The sequence below is a fragment of the Paraburkholderia solitsugae genome (genome assembly GCF_013177695.1).
Lineage (GTDB): Bacteria > Pseudomonadota > Gammaproteobacteria > Burkholderiales > Burkholderiaceae > Paraburkholderia > Paraburkholderia solitsugae.
This window is the reverse complement of record NZ_WOEY01000082.1, coordinates 1-20,910: the sequence shown is the minus strand read 5'-3', so window position 1 is coordinate 20,910 and position 20,910 is coordinate 1. Positions and strand designations below refer to the sequence as shown.

The following is a 20,910-nucleotide window of genomic DNA, read 5'->3' as shown; positions in this document are numbered from 1 at the left end:
GCGAGCCGTGCCACGGGTCCGCCCCTGAGAACCGAGGCGAATCAGCGCGTGCTCAACGTGCGCTTAGCCCGTCACCGCGCCCTTGTTGGCCGGCAGTGCCAACGCGGAGTACTTCGCCAGCACGCCGCGCGTGTAACGCGGCTTCGGTTGCTGCCATGCCGCGCGGCGGCGCTGCAGTTCGGCGTCGTCGATGTTCAGTTGCAGGAGCAGCTTGTGCGCGTCGATCGTAATCGAATCGCCTTCTTGTACGAACGCGATTGTGCCGCCTACGAACGCTTCCGGCGCGACGTGACCGACCACCATGCCCCACGTGCCGCCCGAGAAGCGGCCGTCGGTGATGAGGCCGACGGTTTCGCCGAGGCCCTTGCCGATAATCGCCGACGTCGGCGCGAGCATTTCCGGCATGCCAGGGCCGCCCTTCGGGCCGAGGTAGCGCAGCACGACCACGTCGCCGGCGACGATCTTGTCGGCCAGAATGGCTTCCAGCGCACTTTGCTCGTCGTCGAACACCCGGGCCGGACCGGTGATGACCGGGTTCTTCAGGCCGGTGATCTTGGCGACCGCGCCGTCAACGGCCAGGTTGCCCTTCAGGATCGCCAGGTGGCCCTCCTTGTACAGCGCCTGCTCGATCGGGAAGATCACTTGCTGGTCGGCGCGCGGCTTGCTCGGCACGTCTTTCAGTTCTTCAGCGATCGTCTTGCCGGTGATCGTGATGCAATCGCCGTGCAGCAGACCTGCGTCGAGCAGAATCTTCATGACTTGCGGAATACCGCCGGCCTTGTGCAGATCGGTCGCCACGAACTGGCCCGACGGCTTCAGGTTGCAGATCACCGGCACCTTCTTGCGCATGCGCTCGAAGTCTTCGATGGTCCATTCCACTTCAGCCGCGTGGGCGATGGCGAGGAAGTGCAGCACCGCATTGGTCGAGCCGCCCGTGGCCATGAGAACGGCCACCGCGTTTTCGATCGATTTTTTGGTGACGATGTCACGCGGCTTCAGATCTTTCTTGACCGCTTCGACCAGCACGCGTGCCGATTCGGCTGCCGAGTCGACCTTTTCCTGGTCCGGATTGGCCATCGTCGACGAATACAGCAGCGACATGCCCAGCGCTTCGAACGACGAGCTCATCGTGTTGGCGGTGTACATGCCGCCGCACGAACCCGTGGACGGGCACGCGTTCTTTTCGACCCCTTCGAAATCTTCCTGCGACATCCGGCCGGCCGTGAATTCGCCCACTGCTTCGAACGACGATACGATGGTCAGGTCGGTGCCCTTCCAGTTGCCCGGACGGATCGTGCCGCCATACACGTAGATGCTCGGCACGTTCGTGCGCAACATGCCGATCATGCCGCCCGGCATGTTCTTGTCGCAGCCGCCGATCACGACCACGCCGTCCATCCACTGACCTTGCACGCACGTCTCGATACAGTCGGCGATGACTTCGCGCGACACGAGCGAATACTTCATGCCTTCGGTGCCCATCGACATGCCGTCCGAAATCGTCGGCGTGCCGAAGATCTGCGGATTCGCGTCGGCGCCCTTGACCGCGGCGACGGCCGCGTCGGCCAGACGCTGCAGGCCGGCGTTACACGGCGTGATGGTCGAGTGGCCGTTGGCGATGCCGATCATCGGCTTGTCGAAATCTTCTTTCTGATAGCCGAGTGCGTAGTACATCGATCGGTTCGGTGAACGCGCCACGCCTTGCGTGATGTTCTTCGAACGACGGTTGTATGCCATGGGGAACTCCGATCTGTTTTGTTTTGATCCGTGCTGCGTGTTTGCCGCCCAAGTGGGTGCGGCAGGCGCTGCGCCGACGTCGCCAATGCGCTTGACGGCAGGTACGACGGCGCTTCAGTCCAGTTTAGTTCCGACGCGTCGCACAAGGATGCAGTTTTGCTAAGCGTGTGTCCAATATATTATTCAGGCTCGATTAGGTCGTAAAATGTATTAATCATGTTGCCCGCCATCCCTGACCTGCGCCAGTTGCGCTATTTCGTGACCGTCGCCGAAGAAAAGCACTTCGGACGCGCGGCGGCGCGCCTTTCCATGACACAGCCGCCGTTGTCGCAGGCCATTCGCGCGCTGGAGGCGACGCTCGGCGTGGCGTTGTTCGCACGCACCAAGCGCTCGGTCGAACTGACATCCGTGGGGGCCGACCTGCTGCCGGAAGTGCAGCGCTTATTGGCGAGTGCCGAGGGGCTGCGGCCGCTGGCGCAGAGCCTCGCGCGAGGCGAGGCGGGCGCGTTGTCGCTGGCTTTCGTCTCAACGGCCGATTACGGCCTGCTGCCACTGCTACTGCGCGATTTCGGCGCCCGTCATCCACGGGTGCGCCTTGAATTGACCGAAGCCACCAGCGACGTGCAGGTCGACGAACTCGTGGCCGGTCGCATTGATGCGGGCCTCGTGATCGCGCCGCTACCGTCGCGTCATGCCACCCAGCTCTCGTGGCTGCCGATCGCCCGCGAGCCGCTGGTGATCGCGATGTCGACGGAAACGGCGGCGCGCGTGGGCAGCGCCGCGGGGTCCAGGGCAGACTCGCGCGCCGAGTGGCTGGACACACCAATTAGCCTGCGCGACGTCGCCGACGAGGCGCTCGTGATTTTCCCAAGACGTTTGGCGCCAAGCTTTTATGACATCATTATGGATTGCTACGGCATGGCGGGCCTCGCACCCCGGGTCGGCCAGGAGGCGATCCAGATGCAGACGATCGTGAGCCTCGTGTCGGCCGGCATTGGCGTCGCACTGGTGCCGCAATCGTTGCGTAACCTGCGCCGCACCGGCGTCGTGTACCGGCCGCTCGCCGAATCAGTGCCGGCGATCGAAACGGGGTTGGTCTGGCGCACGGCGGAGGTGAGTCCGGTGTTGGCCGGCTTCATCGAGATCGTGCGAATCCATGCGGCCACCAGCGAGACGCAGTTCGCGGCGCCTCGTGTTTAGACTCGACGCTGCCGCGAACGCATTGCAAGCCGAACCGTCCAACGCATGCACCGCAAGGTGCGCAGACCGCCGGCTGTTACCTGAAAATTGACTAGAAATCCGCTTCTGAACCTGAACTGCCCATAACAACACGATGCTCATTCACCCGAATTTCGACCCCGTTGCCATTCATCTGGGGCCGCTCGCTGTGCGCTGGTATGGACTGATGTACCTCGTCGCATTCATCGCGGCGATCGTTGTCGGCCGGCTGCGGCTGCGTTTGCCGTATGTCGCCGCGCAAGGCTGGACCGCCAAAGACATCGACGACATGCTGTTCTACGGCGTGCTCGGTACGATTTTCGGTGGCCGGCTCGGCTACGTGCTGTTCTATAAGGCAAGCTTTTACTTCGCGCATCCGCTCGACATCTTCAAGGTGTGGGAAGGCGGCATGTCGTTTCACGGCGGCTTCCTCGGCGTGACGCTGGCGATGGTGCTGTTCGCGTATCAGCGCAAACGCTCGTGGCTGCAGGTCACCGATTTCGTCGCGCCGATGGTGCCCACGGGGCTCGCGGCAGGGCGCCTCGGCAATTTCATCAACGGCGAGTTGTGGGGCCGTGTGACCGATCCGTCGGCACCGTGGGCGATGCTGTTTCCTGGCGCCGCGCCGGACGACGCCGCGTGGCTCACCACGCATCCGCAACTGGCCGCGCAATGGCATCTGAACGAAGTGTTCGCGCAATATCACATGTTGCCGCGTCATCCGTCGGAGTTGTATGAGATTGCGCTCGAAGGCGTGGCGCTGTTCTTCGTGCTGTTTTTCTTCTCGCGCAAACCGAAGCCATTGGGCGCAATTTCTGCTGTGTTCCTGATCGGCTACGGCCTGGCCCGTTTCACGGTGGAATTCGCGCGTGAGCCGGACGACTTCCTTGGCCTGCTCGCCATGGGGCTCTCAATGGGCCAATGGCTTTCGCTGCCGATGATCCTCGTCGGTATCGGGCTGCTGGTGTGGTCCTATCGCCGTGCGCGGCGTGAACCGGCGCAGGTGGCCGGCGCGAACTGAGCGCTACGTTTTATCGTAGTGAGTAGCCAATGAAAAAAGCCACGGCATGCCGTGGCTTTTTCCTTGACAGCAGACCCTCTAGCGTAAACGCGTTACTTCATTTGCACCGAGCCCGACACGTTGACCGTCACAGTCGACGTACCGCCTTCAATCGGTACCGGCGCGGATGCCTTCGCATCGGCGCCCATTGCACGTGCGCTCATCATCATCATCGGACGCGGCATGACGCCGTTGTGCCCGACGTTGACTTCACGAATCGAATAGCTGTTGTAGCCGAACGCCTGCGCCGACGAAGCCGCTTGTTCACGGAACGACTTGATGGCCTCGCCCGTGAGCTTCTGCTCCGCGGTACGCTGCGCTTCAGGCGACAGCGAGAACTGCACGTTGCCGACCTGCATGATCGATGCCATCTGACCTGCGAGCTTCGACGCCGCGGCGAAGTCGTGCGATTCGAGCACAACTTCGGTACGGCCGCGCCATGCGGAAATGCGGCCGTCACGATCGGTGGACGGGTAGATCGAGAAGGACCCGGTGCGAGCCGTGACACCGTTCACACCCTTGGCTTTTTGCAGCGCCTGGTCGGCACGCTGATTCAGCGTCGAGGTGAGCGCGGACGGATCGTTCGCTTCCTGCTCGTAGAACAGCGTGATGTCGACGACGTCTTGCGGCACTTCAGCGCTTGCCTGCGCATTCAGCGACAGCACGCCCGCGGGCTGATACTGCGTGACGCTCTGCGCGCGGGCCATGGCCGGCGTCAGCGCGAGCGCGGCCGGGGCGGCGCATACGAGAGCGAGAGCGAGTGCACGTGCGGTGTTTCTCGTCATTCTTGGACTCCTTGCTTGAACAGGTTGTGCACGATTGGAGCGAACGCCGTGCAATGGCACAACGTTTGCGAGCCCGTTAGGCGCTTGTAACCTGGGCTTGGTTCCCTAATTTGACGTTTCTTCAACGTTCGCCTTCATCCGCGTGCAGCATTGCGCATGATCGTATGCGACCGTGGGTCGCATGTGCGTATGCAACGTCAAACAAGACGCTTGGTGATGAAGCGCCATTCGGCTTCAGTGACCGGCGTGATCGACAGGCGGTTGCCTCTGGCGAGCACGCGCATGTCCTTCAATTCCTCATGCTCGCGCAGCGCGGCAAGCGGAATCAACGGGATCTTCTTTTTGAATACCACGTCGACGAGTAGCCAGCGCGGCGTTTCCTGCGACGACTTCGCGTCGTAGTAGGTGCTCTTCTTGTCGAATTGAGTCGGGTCCGGATAAGCAGTGGACGATACTTCCGCGAGCCCCGCAATGCCTGGCTCAGGACAACTCGAGTGATAGAAGAGCACACCGTCACCGACCTGCATCATGTCGCGCATGAAGTTGCGCGCCTGATAGTTGCGCACGCCAGTCCATGGCAACGTGTGTTGCGGTGCCTGGGCGAGATGGTCGATGCTTGCTTCGTCCGGTTCGGACTTCATTAGCCAGTAGCGCATGAATCGAATTGAACGTTAAGGGTTTGAAGAGTCAGAAGAAAAATCGAGGCCCAAAGAAAAACGGCACCGAACCGAAGTCCGATGCCGTTTTGAATAGGATCCCCGCCTTAGCCGCTAGGCCGGCATCCTGAACCGGGGGTTCAGAATTGGTCGCAGTTAGCAGCACTTCGGGTACATCAGACAGAGTGACGCGCACACCCGTGCTACAAATTTCCACAACCGTGCACATGGCATTGGTTCAAGGAATATATGACCTTGGCGAACCAGGCAGGGAAGTCAAACCATTTTGAACTCAAACGTTTGCTGAGTCTCTGCTCATGCATTCCGCTTGAATTCGCCGCCGATCTCGGGACCGGCGGCTTGAAATTGTTCGAGACTGTTGGGTACTTACTGCATGCTGTACTGCTGAATCACAGTACCCAGTTGTTCGTTCATTTGGTGCATTGTACGCCGGATTTCTTCTGCGGGAAATGCTTCTCCGTGTCTCACGCTTGTTTGCAGCTTAAGCAGTTCCGATGCCAGCGACAGCGCGGCCATGACGGCAATGCGATCCGTGCCGCGTACGTTGCTGTTGTTGCGGATCTTCGACATCTCGGCGTCGACGCGTGCCACCGCTTCAAGCAGTGCGCCTTCAGTTTCCGGCGAGCAGGCGAGGCGATAGGGCACCCCGAGAATCGATACTTCGATCTGCTTGGTGGTCATGCATTTTCTCCATGGCGGGTGACGTCGCTCTCCGCGTCGACCTCATGCGGCGCGGCCTCGAGCAGATCGAGCTGATTGTCTGGCTCGCTGTGCGCGCGAGCCCGCGGCAGCTTTTCGAGGATCGCATTCAGGCGTACCTGTGCGTCGTCGATCTTTGCCGACAGTGCGTCGCGTTCCGCTTGCAGTGCATCGCGCTCCTCGCGCATCAACGCGAGTTCAGTGCGCGTGGCCTCTGCTTCGGCACGCGATTGGGCGAGCTGATCTTCTAGCGCGAGCCGCGCTTCATTGTGGCGTTGGCTGATCGCGATCAGCTTGCCGATATTCTGTGAAAGTGTTTCGAGTTCGGTGAGCATCTGCTGCGTCCTCTAAAGACATTGCATTTTAGCGCGGAATGTCGCAGGTTCCGACAATTGTCTCGTTTCGAGACGTAACAACATGGCTTTGTGCAGGCTTTTATCGACCTTATGATGAAAAACGACTCGTGCATCGGACAATAACCTGCACATAACAGAACAGATTGCGCACGGATTAACCATTCTTGACGGAGCCGAAGGCCGCTCCTAAACTGGCCGCACTCTGGTGCCCGCGTGCGCTTTTCCACAGTGCGCGCAGTTAGACGGGAAGCAGGGCGCGCCGTTTGCCTGAACGCGCGAACCTGCGCTGCCCCGCAACGGTAAGCGACCGCATTCGTCATGCAGGTCGATTCTGATCGTGTGTTTGAAGCTGAACACGCGAGTGTGCCACTGCGCGTCACGCGTGGGAAGGTGGGATCGATGTGCCGCCAGCCCGGATACCGGCCAGAGGGAGAGGGCCGTCCCAGCGCAAACGTAAAATAGCGCGGGCGCCTCCGTGGGTGCCTCCGCGGTTGCCTCGTTACGCATCGGCCGGCGGGGAAGCGGGCCGGGCACGCTATCCACAGGAATATCATCCCATGCTGTCCCCGATCGCTCGCGCGGCGTTGCTCGCCTTTCGCGGGTCCGCCACGAAGACGTGGTACGTGGCCGCGCAAATCCAGAACCTGTTGAACAAGGACTATGAAACGGCCTACTCGTATAACTCGCCGCGGCGTGGTGCGCATGTCACGACTGGTTGGCAGCAGTGACGAATGTACGTGCATGAGAAGGCGCCGATGAACCGCAGCTCAAGTCCGATGCCCACGACCACGCTGCGCGTGATGAGTGTGAAGCGCGCGGCCGCGATCTGGCTCGCGCTCGCGGCAATCGCACTGGCTGTGCTGATGGCGTCGCTCGCGCTGGGCAGCGTGTCGCTCGCGCCTGCACGCGTGTTGGCGGCGCTGCTGCCTGCGCATGCGCCGCATGTCGAGTCCGCCGATCTGGCCGGCGAGATCGTGCGCAAGCTGCGCTTGCCGCGCGCGGTGGCCGGCTTCGCATGCGGCGCGTTGCTTGCGCTGGCGGGTGCGCTGCTGCAAGTGCTGTTGCGCAATCCGCTGGCCGAACCCTACGTGTTAGGCGTGTCGGGCGGTGCGGCGACGTTCGCGCTGGTCGCGATGATCGCCGGTTGCGCGTGGTGGATCGTCGATGCCAGTGCGTTCGCCGGCGCCTTCGTGTCGATCCTGCTGGTGCTCGGCCTCGCACGCCGCGAGTTGTGGCGAGGCGAGCCGCAGGATACGTCGCCGCGTTTGCTGTTGACCGGCGCGGTGATCGCGGCCGGCTGGGGTGCCGTCATTACGTTGCTGCTCAACCTCGCGCCAGACAATCGTCTGCGCGGCATGCTGTTCTGGCTGACCGGCGATCTGAATGGCGGCGCGATGCCATGGACAGCGCTCGCCGCGCTCTGCGTCGTGCTCGTGGCAATCGTGCCCGCGGCGCCGCGCCTGAATGTGCTGCTGCGAGGCGACGCTGCCGCGCAGGCGCTCGGCGTCGCCGTGATGCCGCTACGCTTGCGCGTGTATCTGGTGGCGTCGCTGGCGGCGGCCGCGGCGGTGACCACGGCAGGCACCATCGGTTTTGTCGGGCTCGTGGTGCCACATATGTTGCGGCTCGCGTTCGGCAACGATCAGCGCATGCTGCTACCCGCTGCCGCGCTCGGTGGCGGTGTCGCGGTGATGGGCGCGGATTTGATTGCGCGTACCGTGATTGCACCGGCACAATTGCCGGTCGGCGTGATCACGTCGATCGTCGGCGTGCCGGTGTTTCTGTGGATGCTGTTGCGCAGGCGCCGATGATGAACGCACACAACGCCTCGCATCCGGCGCTCAGCGCGCAACGCCTGACCTTGCGTGCGGGCATGCGCACCTTGCTCGACGCGTTCACGCATACGTTCTATGCAGGCGAGATCTGGTGTATCGCCGGGCCCAACGGGGCGGGCAAGACGACATTGCTATCCACCCTCGCCGGTCTGGCGCAACCATCGGCGGGGCATGTCGAACTCGACGGCGTGCGTCTCGCCGACTGGCCGCCGTTGCCGCTCGCGCAGCGTCGCGCGTTGATGCCGCAAAGCGCAGCGGACGCCTTCAGCGCGAGCGTGCTCGATATCGTGATGCTGAACCGCTTTCCGCATCTGACCGGCTGGGGTTGGGAGGGCGAGGCCGATCGCGCTGCCGCGCATGCCGCGTTGGATGGTTTGGGCCTCACCGCCTTCGCTGCGCGCGACGTGCTGTCGCTTTCGGGCGGCGAACGCCAACGCGTCGCGCTGGCGGCGGTATTGTGCCAGGAGGCGCCGTTGTTGTTGCTCGACGAACCGCTCTCGCATCTGGATCTGCACCACCAGATCGACTGTCTCGAAGCGCTGACCGCCTGGACGCGCGAGCCTCGGCGTACAGTGATGTTTTCGTGCCATGACCTGAACCTCGCGCGCCGCTTCGCGACGCATGCGTTGCTGCTCGACGGCAACGGCGGAGCGTATGCTGGACCGGTGCACGACGTGCTGACGCCTACGCTGACGAGCCGCGCGTTCGGCTATCCGCTGATTCTGATTCGCGACGGCGAGCATGAGGCGCTGATTCCCGCGCCGCGCTCACGTCACGAATCGCCCGCCGCTGATGACACATCGGCAGGCTAAGCGTTTTATAAAAACACTCTCTCTTCTAGAAACGTCTATGACTTCTTTGCCAGGTTTGCCGGGATTGACCGAAGTCGAACCGCTCGATCAAACGCTGCGTGCCGAACTGCAACACATCATCGATACCAAGACCAAGCCGCCCGGCAGTCTTGGGCGGCTCGAGACGCTCGCGCGCCAGATGGGGTTGATCCAGCGTACGACGCACCCCACGGTCGAACGTCCGGCGATGATCGTGTTCGCCGGCGACCACGGCATTGCGCAGGAAGGCGTGAGCCCCTATCCGCAAGCGGTGACCGCGCAAATGGCCGCTAACTTTCTCGCGGGCGGCGCGGCGATCAATGCCTTGAGCCGCGTGTCGGGTGTCGAGCTCGAAGTGGTTAACTCAGGCATTGCAACGCCGTTGCCGTCGACCGAGGGTCTCATCGACATTCCAGTCGCGGCCGGCACGCGCAACTTCGCGCACGAACCCGCGATGACGCATGAACAGGCGGTTGCCGCGATGCAGGCGGGCGCGGCTCGCGTGCGGTATCACGCGTCGCTCGGCACCAACGTGATCGGCTTCGGCGAAATGGGCATTGCGAATACATCGTCGGCCGCGTGTCTGATGAGCCGCCTTTGCGGCGTGCCGATCGACGAATGCGTCGGCCGCGGAACCGGTCTCGACAACGCGGGTCTCGCGAAAAAGCGCAACGTACTCGCGTCGGCGCTCGCGCATCACGCCGTGTCCAACGATCCGCTCACGGTGCTCGCCACTTTCGGTGGCTTCGAAATTGCCATGATGACGGGCGCCTATCTCGCCGCCGCGCAGGCCCGTATGACGATCCTTGTCGACGGTTTCATCGCGACCGCGGCATTGCTGGTGGCCGATGCGTTCGCACCGAACGTGCGCGAGTATTGTGTGTTCGCGCATGCGTCGAACGAGGCGGGGCATCGGCGCATGCTCGATCATTTCGGCGCGCTGCCCTTGCTTTCGCTCGATATGCGTCTCGGCGAAGGCACCGGCGCGGCGCTCGCAGTGCCGCTCCTGCGCGCGGCGGTGGCGTTCGTCAACGAAATGGCGAGCTTCGAATCGGCCGGCGTCGCGAATCGCGATGCTTGATCCGCTATATGAAGCGCCGTTGTACGAGGCGCAGTCATACAGAAACGTGCGTCTGGCCCATTCATGAACCCGCTCGCGGAACTGCGCTATTTCTTTACGGCCCTTGGCTATTTCACGCGTGTGCCGGTGCCGCGTTGGGTCGGCTATGAGCCGCACTATCTGAATGCGGCGGCGCGTTATTTTCCGCTCGTCGGTCTATTGATCGGCGGATTGAGCGCGCTGGTTTATCTCGCGGCGTTGCATGTCTTTCCGGCGGGCGTAGCGGTGCTGCTGTCGATGGCTGCGTCGCTTCTCGTGACCGGTGCGTTTCACGAGGACGGCCTCGCCGATTGCATCGATGCGTTCGGTGGCGCCTATACGCGCGAGGACGTGTTGCGCATCATGCACGATTCGCGTATCGGTGCTTTCGGCGCCATCGCGCTCGTGATCGCGCTAGCACTGAAGTGGCAAACGCTCTCTGCGTTGCAGCCGATGCGCGCCGCAAGTCTGATGATTGCGGCGCACGCAGCGAGCCGTGTGTTTGCGATCAGCTATCTGGCCACGCTCGACTATGTGCGCGCCGAAGGTAAAGCCAAGCCGGTTGCGCAGCGCTTGAGTGGTCCCGCGTTGCTGTGCGCCGCGGTGTTCGGTTTGCCGCTGTTGCTCTGGCCGAACGGGCTGGATTCGCCGAATTGGCGCTTCGCCTGCGTGACGCTCGCCGTATTGATGGCACTGCGCTTTGCATTGGGCCGCTATTTCGTCAGACGCATCGGTGGCTACACCGGCGACTGTCTCGGCTTCGCGCAACAGATCTTTGAACTGAGCATCTACCTCGTGGGGCTCGCATGGATATCGTCCTGATTCGTCATCCGGCCGTCGCGCTCGATTCGGGCGTGTGCTACGGCCACAGCGACGTGGCGCTCGCCGAGGACGCCGAGATATCGGCAAGTGCCCTTGCACTGAAACTGGCAACCTTGCAGATACCGCCGCCGCGTGTGTTGATGTCGAGTCCGCTGACGCGTTGCGCGTCGCTGGCTGCGGTCATGGCGAACGATTTCGGCTGTGCGCTCAGTCATGACGACCGGCTGAAGGAGATGGACTTCGGTGAGTGGGAGCAGCAGCGCTGGGACGCGATCGATCGCGAGCTGCTCGACGACTGGGCGACCAACTTCGAACACGCGCGTGCGCATGGCGGCGAGAGCGTCGCGCAATTCGTCGCGCGGGTGCGGGCGTGGTTCGACGCGTTCGCGCAGACGCGCGAACTGTCGCCGGCGTATGTCGTCACGCATGCCGGTGTCATGCGGGCGATCGCTTCGCTGGTGCTGGACGTGCCGTTGGAACGTTGTCTGCGGTGGTCGCTGGAGATGGCCGGGGTTGTGTGGTTGCGCAGGGATGACGCGCAGCAGCAGTGGGCGTTGGTGAGGTGGAATGCGTGAGGGCTTGATGTCTGCCGTCTCCTCCGAATTGCGTCAGTCTCGCCTTATTCGTGACACTTTTTTAGAGAATTTGTCGTGAAAGACTGAAATCGTGACACTGTTAGACGGAAAAAGTGTCACGATTAGCCTGATTTGTGCCACAATCCCAAGGAAAGTGTCGCGATTTGGATTTATCGCGACACATGGGCTCCATGGGTGGCACGTATGAACAGCAACGGCATCAAGCAGGAATTGGATCTGATAGAGCAGCTCATCGCTGCAAGCGCTGAGGGGCGGAGCGTTCGTGCGCTTGCTGCGGCACTTGCCACGCGCCGCCATCCCATGCAGCGCCGCACGCTGCAACGTCGTCTCGACGTGTTGCTCGAAGCTGGCCGGATCATCGCCGAAGGTGCCGGCCGGGCCGTGGCGTACAAGCAGGCTTCCGCTTCCAGCGCGGCTGTTTCCCCCACCCAGGTTGTCACCGGCGCAAGCACGTCCGGCGAGGCCTACGTGCCCGTGTCGAGCGCGGGCCTCGAGGTGCGCGTGGAAGTGAACAGGCCACTTCACGAGCGCCGGCCGGTCAGCTATAACCGCGCGTTTCTCGAACGCTATCGTCCGAACCAGGACGCGTATTTATCGCAAGCGCAGCGTGCACGTCTGCATGAGTGGGGCCGCACGTCGGCGGATGGCCGGCCGGCCGGCACTTACGCGCGCGACATCATGAGCCGGCTTCTGATCGATTTGTCGTGGGCGTCGTCGCGGCTCGAGGGCAATACCTACACGCGGCTCGACACCGTACGGCTGATTGAGCAAGGACACATTGCGGAAGGCAAGGACGCCCAGGAAACGCAGATGATCCTCAACCACAAGGCCGCGATCGAAATGATTGTCGAGAGCGCCGAAGAGGTGGGTTTCAACCGGTTCACCGTGCTGAACCTTCACGCGATTCTTTCCGACAATCTGATGTCCGACCCGTTCGCCAGCGGCCGTTTGCGCGTGCGCGAAGTGGAGATCAGCGGCACCGTATTTTTTCCGCTCGCCGTGCCTCAGCAGATCGCGGAATGCTTCGATGCGGTGTTGAACAAGGCCGCCCAGATCGACGACCCCTTCGAGCAGGCGTTCTTCAGCATGGTGCACCTGCCGTATCTGCAGCCCTTCGAAGACGTCAGCAAACGGGTCTCGCGTCTGACCGCGAATATCCCGCTGATTCGGCAGAACCTGTGTCCGCTGTCGTTTATCGACGTTCCCGAAAAGGCCTACGTCGACGGTACGCTCGGTGTGTACGAGGCCAATCGCGTCGAGTTGTTGCGCGATGTCTTCATCTGGGCGTACGAGCGCTCGTGTCAGCGTTATCTGGCGATTCGACAATCGATCGGCGAGCCGGATGCGTTTCGCCTCAAATATCGCAATGCGTTAATACAGGTGGTGCAGGAGGTGATTCGCGGCGGCCTTGCTGGCACGCGCGGCGAGATCGAAGCACTCGCACAGAATCTGGTGGCTGCGGGCGATATGTCTTCGTTCGTCGACGCGATCCAGTCCGATCTCGATCAACTCTATCTGGGTAATGTCGCGCGCTATCGGCTGCGACTTTCCGAATTTGAGCACTGGCCGTTCAAGCGGGCAGACGCCGTCTCACGCTAACACGGCACTCACTTCCTGCTTCACAACTTTCACAGCGGCATCACTGCGCGCCGCTCTTCCTCCGCGAACGCGCCAGCTCCAGGTCTTCGCACATTTGCTTCGCCCCTTGCGCAATACGTGGCGCCGGCCGGTTGATCAGATCGCCGTCGATGGCGAACAGATTGTTGTTTGCCACCGCCTTCAGACTCGGCCACGCGCGCCATGTATCGAGTTGCGGCAGGGTCGTGTCCGGTTTGGTCGCGCCGGGCGCGGCGGTGAAGATCGCTTCCGGATTCGCTGCGAGCACCGCTTCAGTCGAGACGGTCGGCACCAGCGGTTCGAGTTTCGCAAACACATTGCGGCCGCCGCATAGCGCAATCACATCGCTGACCATATGTTCGCCGTTGAGCGTCATCAACGGTTGATCCCACACCTGATAGAACACACTGACAGGCGGCTGGCTCGCATACTGCGTGCGCAACCGTGCGATGTCCCGACGATAGGCCGCCGCCGCCGCATCGGCGGTCGGCGAGGTGCCGAGCAGTTGCCCGAGCTTCGTTAGCGATACGGCAACATCGTCAAGGTGATGTGGTTCGCTGAAGAACAGCGGCACATGCATCTCGCGCAGGCGATCAAGTTGGCGCTGCGCATTGCCATGCCGCCACACGACGATCAGGTCGGGCTTCAACGCGACGATCCGTTCGAGGTCGAGCGCTTTGTTGTCGCCGACGCGCGGCAGTTGCTTCGCTTCAGCCGGATAGTCGCTGTAGGACACCGCGCCAACCATTTTCGCGCCACCGCCCGCGGCGTACAGCAGTTCTGTCACATGCGGCGCGAGACTAATGACGCGCTGTGCGGGAGCAGGCAGTGTGACTGTTGCACCGGAGTCGTCGGTGACGGTGATCGCGGCGTACGCATGCACCGCGCTCGCGAAAAGTGCTGCGGCGATAGCGAAGCGTGGGCGTCGAATCATCGAATCGCCTCGCGCAAACTCGCTTCGAAGCGCGCCCATTCCGCGTCGCTCGCAGGCAGCCCGAAACGCACGCTGCCTGATGCCGTGAAGAGCCGTGTCCACACGCCGCGTTGCGCCAATGCTTCATGCAGAGCGGCGGCACGCGCGTCGCCGGTCCACGCGAAGAGCGGTGTGCTGTGCGTGGCGAGACCCTGTGCATGCAACAGACTCACCAGACGGGAGCTTTCGGCATCGAGCCGGGTACGCATCTGCAGTTGCCACAGGTCGTCTTCGAACGCGGCTTTGACGGCATGGCGAGCCGGTCCGCTGACCGTCCACGCGCCGAGCGTACGACGCAGTGCGTCGAGCCAAGCCGGCGCGCCGAGTACGAAGCCCGCGCGCACGCCGGCGAGCCCGAAGAATTTCCCCGGCGAACGTAACACGATCAACCCATCGAGATGGGTGCTTGCCGCGAGCGACGCCGAAGGCATCGCATCGGCGAAGGCCTCGTCGACCAGCAGCGTGCCGCCGCGCGCGGTGAGTTGCGCATGCCAGTGCAGCAGCTTGCCGGCGCTCAGATGCTCCGCGGTCGGATTGTTAGGATTCGCGACGACTACATGGGTGAGCGCGTCGGGCAAAGTGTCCCAGGATACATCCAGTGGCACGACTTCGTGTCCTGCCCGTGCGAATGCGGGACCATATTCGCTGTACGTGAGCGGCGCGATGCCAACCCGGGCCCGTGGCAGCAGCGAGGGCAGCGCGCGAATCGCCGCCTGGCTTCCCGCTACGGGCAGAACATGCGCGGCATCGGGCGCGCCATAGTAACGGGCGGCACAGGCCGCAAAACCGTCGCCGTCGTCGGGCAGACGGCGCCAGGCATCCGCTGGAACCGGCGGCACCGGATAGCCGTGCGGATTGATACCCGTCGACAGGTCGAGCCATTGCGCGTACGGAATGCCGTAACGCTCAGCCGCTTCGTGCAGATTGCCGCCGTGGACCACGGCGTTGAGCGCGGTGCCGGGTTCAGCCCGGTGACACGCCGTTCGATCAACCATGAAAGGGCACACTCAGCAAAGCCAGCACGATCAGCACCGCCAGCCAGAGAATGACCGTGCGCTCGACCAGCATCAACGCCGCCGTGACATGGCTGGCCTTCGCGGGGTGTCCGAAACCTAGCGTCGGCCGATGTTCGAGCGTGCCGTGATAAACCGCGGGGCCGCCGATCAACACGTTCAGACTACCGGCGCCTGAAGCCATGACCGGCCCGGCGTTCGGACTATCCCAACGCGGCGCCTGTTCGCGCCAGCAATGCAGCGCAGTGCGCGTGTCGCCGAGCAGCGCGTAGCTGGCCGCGGTGAGGCGCGCGGGAATCCAGTTGAGCACATCGTCGATGCGCGCGGCGGCCCAGCCGAAGCGCAAATAGCGCGGCGTGCGGTAGCCCCACATGGCATCGAGCGTGTTGGCCAGACGAAACCCCAGCGCGCCTGGACCGCCCGCGATCGCGAACCAGAACAGCGCGCCGAAGATCGCGTCGTTGCCGTTTTCGAGCGCCGATTCGACGGCTGCGCGCGACAGTGCCGCTTCGTCGGCGTGAGCCGTTTCGCGCGAGACGATGCGCGCGGTGAGCAAACGCGCTTGCGTGAGATCGCGTTGCGTCAACGCCTCTGCGATCGGCGCAATGTGATCGTGCAGACTGCGTGCGCCGAGCGCGAACCACAGCAACACGACATGCACCGCGCACGCTGCAAAAAACGGCAGTACGGAGACGAGCCCCCAGGCGATCAGCACCGGCGGCATGACGGCCAGCGACCACGCGAGCAGCCCCTTGAGCCGCAAGCGCCGTCCGGTGTTGTAGCGCGTTTCGAGGCGCATCGCCCATGTGCCGAAGCCGACCAGCGGATGGGCGGTGCGCGGTTCACCGAGCCAGCGGTCGACGGCGACGCCCGCCGTTGCCAGGGTAACGATCAGAGGAAGCGACAGCATCACGCGCGACCTGCTGTTTTCAGGGCGAGCGGCAAGCCCGCGACCATCATGGTGACGTGCGTGCTCAACGCGGCGATGCGCTGATTGAGCCGCCCGAGTTCGTCGACATAGAGCCGTGTTTCCGCGCCGAGCGGCACCACGCCCAGGCCGATTTCATTGCTGACCACGATGATCTTGCCTCGGGCGTTGATGAGCGCGGCTTCGAAAGCGGCAAAGTGCGCGTGATAATGATCGACCGGCAAGCCGTCGCCGTCAGGTGGGCACAGCAGATTGGCGAGCCACAGCGTCAGGCAGTCGATCAGAATGCAATGGCCGGGCGCGTCGATTTGCGTCACGGCGGCGGCCAGATCGACGTCGGCTTCGTGCAAAGCCCAATGCGCCGGACGCCGCTCGCGATGATGCGCGATACGCGCGCTGAATTCGGCGTCGTCGGCCGTGCGCGCGGTGGCGATGTACGTGACGGGGAGGGCGCTGTCGTTCGCCAGTTGTTCGGCGTGCACGCTCTTGCCCGAACGGGCGCCGCCGAGAACGAAGGTGAGGTCGCGGGGAATCATCGCGTGATTGTACCGGCGTGCAGCGCGTGCCGGCACGATGGGATAATGCCGCGTTCATTGCCCGCGTTTATTGCCCATTCACCGCCGGACCCGACATTCTGTGACCACGTTTTCGACCCCGCATGACGCCGTACCTGTGCCGCGCGGCACGCTGATGATTCAGGGCACCACGTCCGATGCGGGCAAGAGCACGCTCGTCGCGGGTTTGTGCCGCCTCGCGCGCCGCGCCGGCGTGCGGGTCGCGCCATTCAAGCCGCAGAACATGGCGCTCAACAGCGCGGTGACGGTCGATGGCGGCGAGATCGGCCGTGCGCAGGCCTTGCAGGCGGTGGCCGCGGGCATCGCCGCGCACACCGATCTGAACCCCGTACTGCTCAAGCCGACGAGCGACCGTGGCGCGCAAGTGATCATCCACGGCAAGGCGCGCATGAATCTCGATGCACGCGCGTATCACGACTACAAGCCGGTCGCGTTCGAGGCCGTTCTGGAATCGTATGCGCGTCTACAAGCGGCGTACGACACGATTTTTGTCGAAGGCGCGGGGAGTCCCGCCGAGATCAATCTGCGCGACCGCGATATCGCCAACATGGGTTTCGCCGAAGCGGTCGACTGTCCGGTCGTGCTGGTGGCCGACATCGACCGCGGCGGGGTGTTCGCGCATCTGACCGGTACGCTCGCATGTCTGTCGGAAAGCGAGCAGGCGCGTGTGCGTGGCTTCATCATCAACCGCTTTCGCGGCGACATCAGTTTGCTCAAGCCCGGGCTCGACTGGCTAGAAGCGAAGACCGGCAAGCCGGTACTTGGCGTGGTGCCCTACCTGCACGGTCTGACGCTCGACGCCGAAGACATGCTGCCGCCCGAACTGCGCGCCGCGCACAGCGGTGATACGGGGCGGATGCTGCGGGTGGTCGTGCCAGTGTTGCCGCACATCAGCAATCACACCGATTTCGACGCGCTGCGCGCGCATCCGCAGGTCGATTTTCATTACGTGCGAAGCGGTACGCCGCCTCCGCCGGCCGATCTGATCATCCTGCCCGGTTCGAAGAATGTGCCGGGCGATCTGGCCTTTCTGCGCGCGCAAGGCTGGGATGCCGTGCTGCAACGGCATCTACGCTACGGCGGCCGCATCATCGGGATTTGCGGCGGCATGCAGATGCTCGGACGCGAAGTGGCCGACCCGCACGGCGTGGAAGGCGCGCCTGGAACGAGCGCGGGCCTCGGCTGGCTCGATTATTCGACGGCGCTGACGCGCGAAAAAACGCTCAAGAACGTGACGGGGCGTCTCGCATTGCCCGGTTCACCGGAGGTCTCCGGCTACGAGATTCACATGGGCGAGACGCAAGGTCCGGCGCTCAGCTCGCCCGCGCTGCAGTTGGGCGCTGCGGGCGACGCTCATCCCGACGGCGCGATCTCGGCCGATGGCCAGATCCTCGCCACTTACGTGCACGGTCTGTTCGACACGCCGGCCGCGTGCGCCGCACTGCTGGCGTGGGCGGGCTTAAGCGACGCCGAGACAATCGACTACCCGGCGCTGCGTGAGGCGTCGCTGGAACGCCTCGCCGACACGCTCGCCGAGCACCTCGATCTCTCAAAGCTTTTTGCTGCAATTGGCTAACGAAGATCAACCGGATGGTGTCAATTAAATCCTATTGGGAAGTAATCAAAGCCTGCAAAGCAGTTTTTCACCTTGTATGGTTCGAATACAGTCTTGACATCGACGGCCGATGCGGGCCGTTTCCCTCATAAAGGACTCGTCATGAACTCGAACCGCTCCGCCGATCTGGCCGCTTTGCTACTTCGCCTTGCCTTGGGTGTCCTGTATCTCGCGCACAGTCTGCAAAAGATCTTTGTTTTCACGCTGCCGGGAACGGCGCAGTTTTTCGTCTCACTCGGCTTGCCGGGTTGGCTCGGCTACGTGACGGCGTTCGTCGAATTGATCGGCGGTATCGCGCTGCTGCTCGGCGTGCAGGTCCGCTGGGTTGCGCTGGTGCTGCTGCCGTTCATGCTCGGCGCGATGTCGGCGCATCTGCACAACGGCTGGGGGTTCGCGTCGCCGAACGGCGGCTGGGAATATCCGGCCTTCTGGGCGGTGACCTTGGCGGTGCAGTCGCTGCTCGGCGGCGGCGCGCTGGCGCTGAGCAGTGCGAAGGCGCCACGCGCAGTGGCCGCCTGATACGTTCGAGCGGCCGTGCGGGCGGTGTGCCAGATCTGGCACACCCGTAAAACCTCAAACCGGCAAAGCGCCCAGGCATCAAGCCATCCGGCCGCACCGGCATTCCGACACTCCGCCTCGCCGGACGACAAAAAAGCACGCGCCGTCAGGCCGCGTGCTTTTTTTGTTGGCGCTAAGCCAAGGCACGTCGAGCCGTTCGCCGCGCCCCCGCGTCAGTCAATACAACACCATCTGCGTACAGCGAAACAGCGCCATCGTCTTGCCGTTCGGATCGGTGACGGTGGCGTCCCACACCTGCGTGCTGCGGCCCAGATGCACGGCCTTGGCGACCGCGCGGATCGTGCCTTCCGTCGCTGTGCCGAGAAAATTGCTTTTCAGCTCGACGGTCGTGAAATTGCGTGCCGTCTCGGGCAGATGCGCGAGGCATGCATAGCCGCAGGCGGTATCGGCGAGGCCGATCACGGTGGCGGCATGCAAAAAGCCGTTCGGCGCCAGCAATTCATCGCGCACGGTCAATTCCGCGGTCAGGGTGCCTTGCTCCAGCGCCAGAACATGCACGCCCAGCAAGCCGGGCAGCTTGCCCTTCTGGCGTTCATGCAGGCGCTCGGCGGTGTATTCCGGACGGAGTTTGCTCATGAGATTGGGGTCCTCGATGGAAAAAAACAGTGATGAAGGGCAGTCAATAGCCGTTTGGGGGCTTCGGCCCCGGTGCATTTGTCGATATTATCAACGGCTGGATCGATGGGCGAACCTGAAACCGGCTCGGATCAGGACACATCGGCGCAAGTCAGAGCAAACTGCGCGGCAAACCGGCTGGCGACGCCCAGCCTTCTTTCCGGGAGAATTCATGACGGTGATCGTGGTGGCGAATCCGAAGGGCGGCGTGGGAAAAAGCACGCTGTCCACCAATCTGGCCGGCTATTTCGCGTCGCAAGGGGAATGGATCGCGCTGGCGGACATGGACAGACAGCAGTCCGCGCACGCGTGGCTGTCGCTGCGGCCGCCTGCGTTGCCGGCCATCGAGACTTGGGAGGTCGACCTTGAAAACCCCGCCAAACCGCCCAGAGGGCTGGAACACGCGGTCATCGACACGCCGGCCGGGTTGCATGGCAACCGCCTGAATATCGCGCTGGATCTGGCCGACAAGGTGATCGTGCCGCTGCAGCCGTCAATGTTCGATATTCTCGCCACCCAGGATTTTCTCGAGCGGCTGGCGAAGGAGAAGGCGGTCAGGAAAGGCGCAATCGAGATCGGTGTGGTGGGCATGCGCGTCGACGCGCGCACGCGTTCAGCGGAGCAACTGCATCGCTTTGTCGAGGGATTGAAGCTGCCGGTGCTGGGTTACCTGCGCGACACGCAGAATTACGTGCAACTGGCGGCGCACGGCCTGACCTTGTGGGACGTCGCGAAAAGCCGCGTGGAGAAGGATCTGGAGCAGTGGCAGCCGATTATCCAATGGACCAACGGCGCCGGCAAGAAGGCTTGATATGAATCAGCAGGCGGCGTGGCCGCCCGCTACATGGAACCGTGCCGCGAAAGGCCAGCTCAGGTCCAGTTCTGGGTCGGCACGTGATCGCGGCTGCCTTTGATCTTGTTGTTGTCGTCGACGAACACCAGATCCGGTTTCCAACCTGCTTTCAGTTCCGCTTCGTCGACCACCGCGAACGCCGCGATGATCACCAGATCGCCCAACTGCGCGCGCCGCGCGGCCGAGCCGTTCAGCGAAATCATGCCGCTGCCGCGTTCGCCTTTGATCGCGTACGTCGAGAAACGCTCGCCGTTGTTGATGTTCCAGATGTCGATCCGCTCGTTTTCAACGATATTCGCGGCTTCCAGTAAGTCCTCGTCGATGGCGCACGAGCCTTCGTAGTGCAGTTCGCAGTGCGTGACCGCGACGCGGTGGATTTTCGACTTCAGCATGTTTCGTTGCATGACCAATCCCTTGTGCTTCTAATG

23 protein-coding genes, 1 other RNA gene and 1 riboswitch are annotated in these 20,910 nt (G+C 63.1%); of the genes, 12 read left to right on the top strand and 12 right to left on the bottom strand.

The window, feature by feature from the left end; translation table 11 throughout:
• Positions 1-63: 63 nt before the first annotated feature.
• A complete protein-coding gene (gene ilvD, locus GNZ12_RS20665) occupies positions 64-1,737 on the bottom strand; it encodes a dihydroxy-acid dehydratase (protein WP_120303515.1) in 1,674 nt (557 codons plus the stop codon).
• A 216-nt stretch (positions 1,738-1,953) separates the two neighbouring features.
• Between ilvD and GNZ12_RS20660 the strand changes: the two genes are divergently transcribed.
• Together GNZ12_RS20660 and lgt are read left to right on the top strand one after the other, a co-directional pair.
• Positions 1,954-2,937 carry a LysR family transcriptional regulator gene (locus GNZ12_RS20660; RefSeq protein WP_172313106.1) on the top strand — a complete coding sequence of 328 codons (984 nt, stop codon included), beginning with the start codon at positions 1,954-1,956 and terminating at the stop codon, positions 2,935-2,937.
• Between the two features lie 133 nt (positions 2,938-3,070).
• Positions 3,071-3,976 (top strand): prolipoprotein diacylglyceryl transferase, encoded by a 906-nt coding sequence (gene lgt, locus GNZ12_RS20655; RefSeq protein ID WP_172313103.1) that lies wholly within the window; start codon positions 3,071-3,073, stop codon positions 3,974-3,976.
• A 92-nt stretch (positions 3,977-4,068) separates the two neighbouring features.
• Here lgt and GNZ12_RS20650 read toward each other — a convergent pair whose 3' ends face one another.
• The 5 genes from GNZ12_RS20650 to GNZ12_RS20630 form a co-directional block, all read right to left on the bottom strand.
• Positions 4,069-4,800, bottom strand: a complete 732-nt coding sequence (locus GNZ12_RS20650; RefSeq protein ID WP_172313100.1) for an SIMPL domain-containing protein — start codon at positions 4,798-4,800, stop codon at positions 4,069-4,071.
• A gap of 197 nt (positions 4,801-4,997) precedes the next feature.
• Positions 4,998-5,456 (bottom strand): EVE domain-containing protein, encoded by a 459-nt coding sequence (locus GNZ12_RS20645; protein ID WP_172313097.1) that lies wholly within the window; start codon positions 5,454-5,456, stop codon positions 4,998-5,000.
• Positions 5,457-5,551: 95 nt separating this feature from the next.
• Positions 5,552-5,733: non-coding RNA, 6S RNA (gene ssrS, locus GNZ12_RS20640), on the bottom strand.
• Positions 5,734-5,843: 110 nt separating this feature from the next.
• A complete protein-coding gene (locus tag GNZ12_RS20635; RefSeq protein ID WP_064269037.1) occupies positions 5,844-6,158 on the bottom strand; it encodes a cell division protein ZapA in 315 nt (104 codons plus the stop codon).
• The gene (locus GNZ12_RS20630; protein WP_074285133.1) at positions 6,155-6,511 is read right to left on the bottom strand and encodes an ATPase; all 357 of its coding nucleotides are present in this window, start codon (positions 6,509-6,511) and stop codon (positions 6,155-6,157) included. Before GNZ12_RS20630 ends, GNZ12_RS20635 begins: the two co-directional genes overlap by 4 nt.
• Positions 6,512-6,718: 207 nt before the next feature.
• Positions 6,719-6,974, top strand: a riboswitch (cobalamin riboswitch).
• A gap of 115 nt (positions 6,975-7,089) precedes the next feature.
• Between GNZ12_RS20630 and GNZ12_RS20625 the strand changes: the two genes are divergently transcribed.
• The 7 genes from GNZ12_RS20625 (at position 7,090) to GNZ12_RS20595 (ending at position 13,313) form a co-directional block, all read left to right on the top strand.
• Positions 7,090-7,260, top strand: a complete 171-nt coding sequence (locus GNZ12_RS20625; protein ID WP_172313060.1) for a hypothetical protein — start codon at positions 7,090-7,092, stop codon at positions 7,258-7,260.
• Positions 7,261-7,287: 27 nt separating this feature from the next.
• Complete coding sequence (locus GNZ12_RS20620; RefSeq protein WP_172313094.1) at positions 7,288-8,343, top strand: FecCD family ABC transporter permease; 1,056 nt, start codon at positions 7,288-7,290, stop codon at positions 8,341-8,343.
• On the top strand, positions 8,340-9,179 hold the full coding sequence (locus GNZ12_RS20615; RefSeq protein ID WP_172313091.1) for an ABC transporter ATP-binding protein: 840 nt from the start codon (positions 8,340-8,342) through the stop codon (positions 9,177-9,179). The genes GNZ12_RS20620 and GNZ12_RS20615 overlap by 4 nt, the downstream gene beginning before the upstream one ends.
• 37 nt (positions 9,180-9,216) lie before the next feature.
• The gene (gene cobT / locus GNZ12_RS20610) at positions 9,217-10,278 is read left to right on the top strand and encodes a nicotinate-nucleotide--dimethylbenzimidazole phosphoribosyltransferase (protein WP_172313088.1); all 1,062 of its coding nucleotides are present in this window, start codon (positions 9,217-9,219) and stop codon (positions 10,276-10,278) included.
• 63 nt (positions 10,279-10,341) lie between these two features.
• Positions 10,342-11,118, top strand: coding sequence for an adenosylcobinamide-GDP ribazoletransferase (locus GNZ12_RS20605; RefSeq protein WP_172313085.1), 777 nt, complete (start codon positions 10,342-10,344; stop codon positions 11,116-11,118).
• Positions 11,103-11,693 carry an alpha-ribazole phosphatase gene (cobC, locus tag GNZ12_RS20600; RefSeq protein ID WP_172313082.1) on the top strand — a complete coding sequence of 197 codons (591 nt, stop codon included), beginning with the start codon at positions 11,103-11,105 and terminating at the stop codon, positions 11,691-11,693. The genes GNZ12_RS20605 and cobC overlap by 16 nt, the downstream gene beginning before the upstream one ends.
• 204 nt (positions 11,694-11,897) lie before the next feature.
• Positions 11,898-13,313, top strand: a complete 1,416-nt coding sequence (locus GNZ12_RS20595; protein ID WP_172313079.1) for a Fic family protein — start codon at positions 11,898-11,900, stop codon at positions 13,311-13,313.
• Between the two features lie 40 nt (positions 13,314-13,353).
• Here the strand turns inward: GNZ12_RS20595 and GNZ12_RS20590 are convergent, their stop codons facing one another.
• Genes GNZ12_RS20590 through cobU form a run of 4 tightly spaced genes read right to left on the bottom strand, consistent with a single transcriptional unit; the run spans position 13,354 to position 16,781 of the window.
• Entirely contained in the window at positions 13,354-14,265 is a 912-nt protein-coding gene (locus GNZ12_RS20590; RefSeq protein ID WP_172313077.1) for a cobalamin-binding protein, read from the bottom strand.
• Positions 14,262-15,299: a threonine-phosphate decarboxylase CobD gene (gene cobD / locus GNZ12_RS20585; protein ID WP_172313074.1), complete on the bottom strand. Its 1,038-nt coding sequence runs from the start codon at positions 15,297-15,299 to the stop codon at positions 14,262-14,264. Before cobD ends, GNZ12_RS20590 begins: the two co-directional genes overlap by 4 nt.
• Entirely contained in the window at positions 15,292-16,227 is a 936-nt protein-coding gene (cbiB, locus tag GNZ12_RS20580; protein ID WP_172313071.1) for an adenosylcobinamide-phosphate synthase CbiB, read from the bottom strand. The genes cobD and cbiB overlap by 8 nt, the downstream gene beginning before the upstream one ends.
• Complete coding sequence (cobU, locus tag GNZ12_RS20575) at positions 16,227-16,781, bottom strand: bifunctional adenosylcobinamide kinase/adenosylcobinamide-phosphate guanylyltransferase (protein WP_172313069.1); 555 nt, start codon at positions 16,779-16,781, stop codon at positions 16,227-16,229. Before cobU ends, cbiB begins: the two co-directional genes overlap by 1 nt.
• A gap of 154 nt (positions 16,782-16,935) precedes the next feature.
• Here cobU and GNZ12_RS20570 point away from each other — a divergent pair, with 154 nt between their 5' ends.
• Together GNZ12_RS20570 and GNZ12_RS20565 are read left to right on the top strand one after the other, a co-directional pair.
• Positions 16,936-18,396 (top strand): cobyric acid synthase, encoded by a 1,461-nt coding sequence (locus tag GNZ12_RS20570; protein ID WP_172313123.1) that lies wholly within the window; start codon positions 16,936-16,938, stop codon positions 18,394-18,396.
• A 141-nt stretch (positions 18,397-18,537) separates the two neighbouring features.
• Positions 18,538-18,954: a DoxX family protein gene (locus GNZ12_RS20565; RefSeq protein WP_074285124.1), complete on the top strand. Its 417-nt coding sequence runs from the start codon at positions 18,538-18,540 to the stop codon at positions 18,952-18,954.
• A gap of 216 nt (positions 18,955-19,170) precedes the next feature.
• Here the strand turns inward: GNZ12_RS20565 and GNZ12_RS20560 are convergent, their stop codons facing one another.
• Positions 19,171-19,590, bottom strand: a complete 420-nt coding sequence (locus GNZ12_RS20560) for a PaaI family thioesterase (RefSeq protein WP_172313066.1) — start codon at positions 19,588-19,590, stop codon at positions 19,171-19,173.
• A 211-nt stretch (positions 19,591-19,801) separates the two neighbouring features.
• On the opposite strand from GNZ12_RS20560, the gene GNZ12_RS20555 reads away from it, so the two are divergent.
• Positions 19,802-20,440 carry a ParA family protein gene (locus GNZ12_RS20555; protein ID WP_172313063.1) on the top strand — a complete coding sequence of 213 codons (639 nt, stop codon included), beginning with the start codon at positions 19,802-19,804 and terminating at the stop codon, positions 20,438-20,440.
• 59 nt (positions 20,441-20,499) lie between these two features.
• Here GNZ12_RS20555 and panD read toward each other — a convergent pair whose 3' ends face one another.
• Positions 20,500-20,886, bottom strand: a complete 387-nt coding sequence (gene panD / locus GNZ12_RS20550; protein WP_012432059.1) for an aspartate 1-decarboxylase — start codon at positions 20,884-20,886, stop codon at positions 20,500-20,502.
• Between the last annotated feature and the right edge of the window lie 24 nt (positions 20,887-20,910).